This is a genomic window from Micromonospora sp. NPDC047620, assembly GCF_043205005.1.
Taxonomy (GTDB): Bacteria; Actinomycetota; Actinomycetes; order Mycobacteriales; family Micromonosporaceae; genus Micromonospora.
The window spans coordinates 1-1,081 of record NZ_JBIDDG010000186.1; the positions used below are offsets into that span (position 1 = coordinate 1).

The following is a 1,081-nucleotide window of genomic DNA, read 5'->3' on the forward strand; positions in this document are numbered from 1 at the left end:
GACGGCAACACCTTCGATCAGATTTCGGAACACATCGCAGAAGCCCAGCAGAAGCGATTCGGCGATCACGGTGTCAGCGGTTACCTCGACCAGATCGCCGACATCGAACGACAACTCGACATCTATGACCTCGCTGCCTTCACACCGCCGCCACCCGGCTGACTCGTCCTGCGACCGTTGGGAGCCCACCGTGTCCGATCATTTCGAGCCTTCCAGGCACTCACGGGGGGCGCACGCCGCCGAGATGCTCGTTCGAACCATCCGCCGTGTCGGCATATCGGATGATGAGAATGTCGACCTTGCCGACCGGACCGCGCTCGCCGCACTCGACGCCGCACGTGCGGACGCGCGGGGTGCACAACGAGGGGCGTACCGATGAGCGATGTGATCGCGACCGAACGGCTGACGAAAGTGTTCGGCTCGAACCGTGGTATCACCGAGATCAGTATCGAGGTGGCCGCGGGCGAAGTGTTCGGATTTCTCGGCCCCAACGGCGCCGGCAAATCGACCACCATCCGCCTGCTGCTCGGCCTCTACCGGCCGACGTCCGGTCACATCCGGGTCCTCGGCCTCGATCCCGCTGATGACGCGGTCGCGGTTCATCGCCGGGTCGGCTACCTACCCGGCGAACTGGCTCTCTACCCGCGATTGACCGGACAAGAGCACATCGATCGCTTCGCGCGCATCCGCGGCCTGACCGACCTGCGCTACTGCGGCGAACTCCGCGAGCGGTTCGATGCGGAACTCGACCGGCCGGTTCGCACTCTGTCCAAGGGAAATCGGCAAAAGATCGGGCTGCTTCTGGCATTCATGCACCGGCCGGATCTGCTCGTTCTGGATGAGCCGACCGCAGGTCTCGACCCTTTGCTGCAGGATGAATTCGCCCGGCTGGTCCACGAGACCGTCGCAAACGGTCGAACGGTGTTCCTGTCTTCGCATGAACTCGATGAGGTGCAGCGTCTGGTCGATCGGCTCGCGATCATCAAGGAGGGCCGGATCGTGGTCAGCGACACCGTCGAGGGACTGCGGGGTGCCGCTCCCCGCACCATCGAGTTCCGCTTCGATCATCCGATCGACACCG

General features: G+C 63.9%; 1 protein-coding gene. It reads left to right on the forward strand.

From position 1 onward, the window contains the following. Positions 1 to 375: 375 nt before the first annotated feature. The coding region (locus ACGF5C_RS35130) for an ABC transporter ATP-binding protein (RefSeq protein WP_393308779.1) at positions 376 to 1,081 on the forward strand (706 nt) is incomplete at its 3' end.